The following is a 6,000-nucleotide window of genomic DNA, read 5'->3' on the forward strand; positions in this document are numbered from 1 at the left end:
TCGGGCACATTCGGATGAACGGGACGTGACAATCCTGCACCCGGGCGCGCCGCACGTCGAGCAACTCGTGTCGACGGAGCAGACGGTGTACAAAGTGTCGTTTGTCACACCGGGTACGGGTGCGGCTCGGCCGGCAATCGCGGCAGTGGGCAGAATGGGTCTGTGACTTCGGGCGAGCAGACTGCAACTTCCTTCTACCAGGCCGTGGGCGGGGAGGAGACCTTCCATCGGATCGTGGCCGCCTTCTATCGCGAGGTGGCCGCGGACGAGGTGTTGCGGCCGCTGTATCCGGAGCAGGATCTGGGCCCGGCCGAGCGGCGGCTGCGGATGTTCCTGGAGCAGTACTGGGGCGGGCCCCGCACCTACTCCGACGAGCGCGGACATCCCCGGCTGCGGATGCGCCACATGCCCTTCAAGGTGGGCCCGATCGAGCGGGACGCGTGGCTGCGGGCCATGCACATCGCGGTTGCCGAGATCGAGCCGGAGGTGCTCGACGACGCGCACCGGCAGCAGCTGCTCGGCTACTTCGAAATGGCTGCCAATTCGCTCATGAACTCGCCCATCTGAATTCGATTCGCAGAAGTCGCGGTGCCGCAGAGCGTTTGCGACTCCCCGTCCTCGGCCGCTGATCATTTGCTGAAACTGGACAAGTCCGCACGACGCGCCCGCGAAAGTCGGTGCGCTTTGGCACCATTACCGCTGTGACGGACAGTTCGGTGATGGGCACGGCCGCCGCGGGCGAGGGACCCGGGGAGGTGCCGGGGGCGGCCACGCCCGCCCCATGGTGGCGGTCGGCGGTGTTCTACCAGGTCTATCCCCGATCCTTCGCCGACTCCGACGGCGACGGGGTGGGCGATCTGGGCGGGTTGCGCGACAAGCTGGGCTATCTCGAACTGCTCGGGGTGGACGCGCTCTGGATCTGCCCGGTCATGCGCTCGCCCATGGCCGACGGCGGCTACGACGTGTCGGATCCGCGCGATATCGATCCGCTCTTCGGTGGCATCGGGGCGCTCGAGGAGATCATCGCCGAGGCCCACGACCGGGACATGCGGGTGACCATGGACCTGGTGCCCAATCACACCAGCGATCAGCATCCGTGGTTCCGGGCCGCGCTGGCGGCGGGGCCGGGGAGTCCGGAGCGGGCGCGGTATCACTTCCGGGACGGTCGCGGGCCCGACGGCGCGGTGCCGCCGAACAATTGGCCGAGTATCTTCGGCGGCCCGGCCTGGACCCGGGTGAACGAACCGGACGGTAGACCCGGGCAGTGGTACCTGCATATCTTCGCGGCCGAGCAACCCGACTTGAACTGGGAAAACCCTGAGGTCGCAGCGGATTTCGAACAGACTCTCCGATTCTGGTTGAACCGTGGCGTGGACGGGTTCCGCCTCGATGTCGCGCACGGCATGGCCAAACCGCCGGGCCTGCCCGACATGGACCGCATACCGACGCAGATGCTGCGGCTCGACGACGACGATCCGCGTTTCAACAACCCCGGCGTGCACGAGTTCCACCGGCGCATCCGCAAGGTGCTCGACGAATACCCGCACGCGGTGTCCATCGGCGAGGTGTGGATCAACGACAACACCCGCTTCGGCGAATACGTGCGACCGGACGAGCTGCACCTGGCCTTCAACTTCCGACTGGCCCAGACCCCCTTCCACCCCGAGCGGATTCGCGCCGCCGTCGACAATTCGCTGCGCGCGGTCGCCGGGGTCGGCGCGTCGCCCACCTGGACGCTGTCCAACCACGACATCGAACGCGAGGTCACCCGCTACGGCGGCGGGGCCGTCGGGCAGGCGCGGGCGCGGGCCATGATCCTGCTGGAACTGGCGCTGCCGGGGGCCGTATTCGTCTACAACGGAGCCGAATTGGGGCTGCCGAACGTGGACGACCTACCCGAGGCCGCGCTGCGCGATCCCACCTGGGAACGGTCCGGGCGCACCGAGCGGGGCCGGGACGGCTGCCGGGTGCCGCTGCCGTGGGAGGGGGAGCGGCCGCCGTTCGGCTTCACCGCGGGCGTGCCGTGGCTGCCCATGCCGCCGGAGTGGGCGGCGGTGAGCGTGGAGACGCAGCTGGAGCGCCTCGATTCCATGCTGTCGCTGTATCGGATGGCGATCGAATTGCGGGCGGTGCGGCCGGAATTCACCGGGAGCGAGCTGGAGTGGTACGGAAGTCTGCCCGGCTGCCTGGCTTTCCGGCGCGAGAGCGGACTGTTGTGCGTGCTCAACGCCACCGACGCGCCGATTCTGTTGCCCGCCGGGGACGTGTTGCTGACCAGCGCTCCCATCAGCGCCGGGAAACTTCCGGCGAACTCCGCGGCCTGGCTGGTGTGAAAGAACGATTGTTACGACACGGTCGCACTACCCCTTACCGGTCGTAGTAGTCGCGGCGGCATCGACTACCGTTGGGCCGTGAGCATTCTCCAGACAGTGCTGATCTACGTCGGCATCCCGGTCGCGATCTATCTGGTGATCGCCGGATTGTCGTTCCTCGGCAAGCCGCTGCCGGGCAAGCGACCGGAACACTACGAACTCGGTGAGAAGTGGACGCAGCCTCCGGTGCTGTGGAGCGCGACCGACGAGGTGACCGGTTCCGGCCACCACGACACTGCTGATTCGCATGGCGACCATGCGGCTATCGAATCCGCCCACGCGGAGCTGATCGGAGGCCGGGCAAGTGGCAACTTCTAATTGGCCCGCGGTGAACGAGGCGGACCTACCCCACGGCTGGGCGATCACCTCCAGCGGCCGCGTCTCCGGTGTGCACGAGGCCGGCGATCTGTTCAATGACGCGCCGTTCACCGACCGCGAGCGGCTGCTCATGGACAACGCTCTCACCGATGCCACCCGGGCCACCAAGGTGCGCTTCAACATCTACATCGGTGACCTGGGCGCGGATTCGGCCGCCGGCGTGGACGCGCTGTTCCCCGGCACCCCCGAGGCCGCCCGCTCGGTGCTCATCGCGGTGGACCCGAACACCAGCTCCGTCGAGGTGCGCTCCGGCCGCGACGTCGCCGAACGCGCCAACGACCGCGTCTGCCAGCTCGGCGCCACCGCCGCCACCAGCTCCTTCCGGCAGGGCGAGCTGATCGACGGCCTGGTTTCCGCCGTGCGCGTGATGGCCGCCGCCATCGGGCGCGTGTAGCGGACTCCCGCGCGAGACGAACTTCGGCCCGGCCCCGCATTCTGGGGCCGGGCCGTTGTGTTTCCAGGGCCGGGCGTGGTGTCTCGAGGGACGGGGTGGAGGCTCGACGGCCGCGGTGTGGTGTCTCGAAGGCCGTGGTGTCAGGGTCGGCGGCGTTGTGTCCGTGGGTGTCTCTGCCCCCCGGCCGGAGTTCCATGGAAGTTCGCCCACAGCAGATCGGGGCGCGGGGACAGGGCCGCGAAACCTACGCTCGGGGTATGTCCGAGCATCCGCGTTTGCGCGCAATTCCCGGTGGTCTCGACGAATCGGCTCGGCCGAACGGCGGGCAGAGCCCGTCCGGCCCGGGCGAGCGGCGGCCCGCGGGAGCACGCAAGCCCGCCGACCGCGAGCCGCTGTGGCGCGAGGCGCTCGGCGAGCAATTGCGGGCGCTGCGGCTCGAACAGGGGGAGAAGCTCACCGAAACCGCTGGGCGGGCCGGGATTTCGCCGCAGTATCTGTCCGAGGTGGAACGCGGTCGCAAGGAGCCCTCGAGCGAGATGATCGCCGCACTGGCCGGAGCCCTGGGCATCAGCCTCGGCGGTCTCACCTTGCAGGTGGCGCAGGAGCTGCGGCGTCGGCAACTCGCCTCGTTCGCCCGGACATCGGTGCCGCAGCGGTACTCGGGCCAGGCTCTGCTCTCGCTGGCCGCCTGACCAGGACTCGGACGACACTCGCGCCGCCGCGCGGGACGGCCCGGCTGGAGAGCCGCCGGATACCCGATTCGCTTCGATCCCGGGACCGGGTGTTCTACAGTTCGGGTGGGCCGCAGTCGTTTCGGGGACGGTCGGCACCCGGCAGGCAGCTTCAGGAGTCGGCGTGGAATTACGGGCGGGGACCGAATTCGCCGGATACGTCATCGAGCGGCAGCTCGGCGCGGGCGGCATGGGCGTGGTCTACCTGGCGCGGCATCCCAGCCTGGAACGCCTTGTCGCACTGAAGATTCTGAACGACATGCTGGCCAACGACCCCGGTGCCCGCGCCGCGTTCGAACGGGAGGCCAAGCTCGCGGCCCGGCTCGAACATCCGAATATCGTTGCCGTGTACGACCGCAGCGGTCCCGGGGATCCGGCGCTGTGGCTGTCCATGCGCTATATCGCCGGAGGCGATGCTGCCGGTTTGCTGACTGCCGAACCGGGCGGGCTCGACCCGGCTCGCGCACTGCAATTGCTCGCCGATGCCGCCGACGCGCTGGATCACGGCCACGCCCAAGGTGTTCTGCATCGCGACGTCAAACCTGCCAACCTGCTCATAGACCACGACCGCCGCCGCGGCGAACGCGCCGTGCTCACCGACTTCGGCATCGCCAAAACCCTCGAAGACACCGTCACCCTCTCCTCCGTCGCCGCCAGCTTCGCCTACGCCGCCCCGAGCGCTTCATGAACCAGCCGACCGACCACCGCACCGACATCTACTCCCTCGGCTGCACCTTCTACCAGCTGCTGACCGCACGGCCGCCCTACCCGCGCAAGGATCAGGCCGCCGTCATCGGCGCGCACCTGATGGAACCGCCACCCTCACCGCGAGCGATCCGCCCGGAACTGCCTGCGGCCCTGGACGCGGTGATCGCGACCGCGACGGCCAAGCAGCCCGGCGACCGCTTCGCCAGTTGCGGTGCGTTCGCCGATGCCGCTCTGGCGGCCTGCGACACTGCGGCCCCGATCGCACCGTCGCCGAAACCCGCGGTCCCCGAACGTACTTCGCGGACCGCGGAGACGGTGAATGCTCCTGCGCGCACCCTCGAGTCCATGCCGACCGCCAACGCGACCGCCGCGCTGGAGGCTGCCTCTCCGTCGAGGGTGGCCGGTCCCGCATCCCCGCCGCCGCGCACGGAACCACCTGCGCCCATTCGGATCCGGGGAGATGACACCCTCGTTCGGGTGGGTGACCCCGGTGGACCCGCCGTACCTGCCCGGCTCGGTCCGCCCGCCTCGCGGGGTGCGATTACCTGGTTGAGAGGGTACTGGAGACGGTATCCGGTGCGAGTCATCCTCGGGGTACTGACGATTGTGGCTGTCGCTCTTGCCATTGGCGCGGTCTTCGGCGTCGTCATCCCGTCATTGAACGGATCCTCCGATCGAGTGATCGACCGCAGTGACCTGGAACGGGCTGTGGGATCCAAGTTCTCGGACGTGAAATCTGTGAACTGCCCCGATCCACTGAAGCTGAAGATCGGAGCCTCGACCCGCTGCGTCATTACAAAACAGGACAATTCGCGCCGAGACGTCACAGCCGCGGTCGGCAACATAGAGGGGACGTCCGCAGACATCACGGTCTCGCTGAGCCCGTACTGACCCGGCGGTTCGTCAGCGCGGGCCGAGGATTTGGTCGGCGAGGCCGTAGTCGAGGGCGGACTCGGCGGTGAAGACTCGGTCTCGGTCGGTGTCTCGGCGGAGGGTTTCGGGGGATTGGCCGGTGTGGGTGGCGAGGATGGCTTCGATTTCGGCTCGCATGCGGACCACTTCGTCGGCTTGGAGGATGAGGTCCGGGATGGTGCCCTGGCCGCGGGTTGCGGGCTGGTGCAGGACTATTCGGGCGTGGGGGAGGATGTTGCGTCGCCCCTTCGCGCCGCCCGCGAGCAGGACCGCGCCGACGGCGATGGCCTGGCCGACGCAGGTGGTCACCACCGGGGACTGGATGTGCTGCATGGTGTCGTAGATGGCGAGCATGGCCGAGAGGTCGCCGCCCTCGCAGTTGATGTAGAGGTTGATGTCCTGCCCGGGGCTCTCGGCGTCGAGGTGGAGTAGCTGCGCGATGAGGGCATTCGCCACCCCGGAGTCGATGGGGGTGCCGAGGTAGACGATGCGCTCGGTTAGTACT

8 protein-coding genes are annotated in these 6,000 nt (G+C 68.6%); 7 read left to right on the top strand and 1 reads right to left on the bottom strand.

Annotation, left to right across the window (positions count from 1 at the left end):
* Positions 1-162 precede the first annotated feature (162 nt).
* The 7 genes from NS2_RS26185 (at position 163) to NS2_RS26215 (ending at position 5,474) form a co-directional block, all read left to right on the top strand.
* Positions 163-567, top strand: a complete 405-nt coding sequence (locus NS2_RS26185) for a globin (protein ID WP_033090019.1) — start codon at positions 163-165, stop codon at positions 565-567.
* A 152-nt stretch (positions 568-719) separates the two neighbouring features.
* Positions 720-2,333: a glycoside hydrolase family 13 protein gene (locus NS2_RS26190; protein WP_052086834.1), complete on the top strand. Its 1,614-nt coding sequence runs from the start codon at positions 720-722 to the stop codon at positions 2,331-2,333.
* A gap of 78 nt (positions 2,334-2,411) precedes the next feature.
* Positions 2,412-2,690 carry an aa3-type cytochrome oxidase subunit CtaJ gene (gene ctaJ / locus NS2_RS26195; RefSeq protein ID WP_033090020.1) on the top strand — a complete coding sequence of 93 codons (279 nt, stop codon included), beginning with the start codon at positions 2,412-2,414 and terminating at the stop codon, positions 2,688-2,690.
* Positions 2,677-3,144 (top strand): DUF5130 domain-containing protein, encoded by a 468-nt coding sequence (locus NS2_RS26200; RefSeq protein WP_033090021.1) that lies wholly within the window; start codon positions 2,677-2,679, stop codon positions 3,142-3,144. Before ctaJ ends, NS2_RS26200 begins: the two co-directional genes overlap by 14 nt.
* Before the next feature lie 257 nt (positions 3,145-3,401).
* Complete coding sequence (locus NS2_RS26205; protein WP_045438944.1) at positions 3,402-3,836, top strand: helix-turn-helix domain-containing protein; 435 nt, start codon at positions 3,402-3,404, stop codon at positions 3,834-3,836.
* Positions 3,837-3,999: 163 nt separating this feature from the next.
* Positions 4,000-4,563 (top strand): serine/threonine-protein kinase, encoded by a 564-nt coding sequence (locus NS2_RS26210; RefSeq protein ID WP_052086835.1) that lies wholly within the window; start codon positions 4,000-4,002, stop codon positions 4,561-4,563.
* On the top strand, positions 4,560-5,474 hold the full coding sequence (locus NS2_RS26215) for a DUF4333 domain-containing protein (protein WP_052086836.1): 915 nt from the start codon (positions 4,560-4,562) through the stop codon (positions 5,472-5,474). Before NS2_RS26210 ends, NS2_RS26215 begins: the two co-directional genes overlap by 4 nt.
* A gap of 12 nt (positions 5,475-5,486) precedes the next feature.
* Here the strand turns inward: NS2_RS26215 and NS2_RS26220 are convergent.
* On the bottom strand, positions 5,487-6,000 hold a 514-nt coding region (locus tag NS2_RS26220; protein ID WP_036547711.1), incomplete at its 5' end, for a ClpP family protease.

This window comes from Nocardia seriolae NBRC 15557 (assembly GCF_007990715.1).
In the GTDB taxonomy this organism is placed as follows: Bacteria; Actinomycetota; Actinomycetes; order Mycobacteriales; family Mycobacteriaceae; genus Nocardia; species Nocardia seriolae.

Bases quoted from the DNA above. Each gene is read 5' to 3' on its own strand.
- NS2_RS26215 (WP_052086836.1), top strand. From the start codon at position 4,560: ATGAACCAGCCGACCGACCACCGCACCGACATCTACTCCCTCGGCTGC.
- NS2_RS26205 (WP_045438944.1), top strand. From the start codon at position 3,402: ATGTCCGAGCATCCGCGTTTGCGCGCAATTCCCGGTGGTCTCGACGAA.
- NS2_RS26190 (WP_052086834.1), top strand. From the start codon at position 720: ATGGGCACGGCCGCCGCGGGCGAGGGACCCGGGGAGGTGCCGGGGGCG.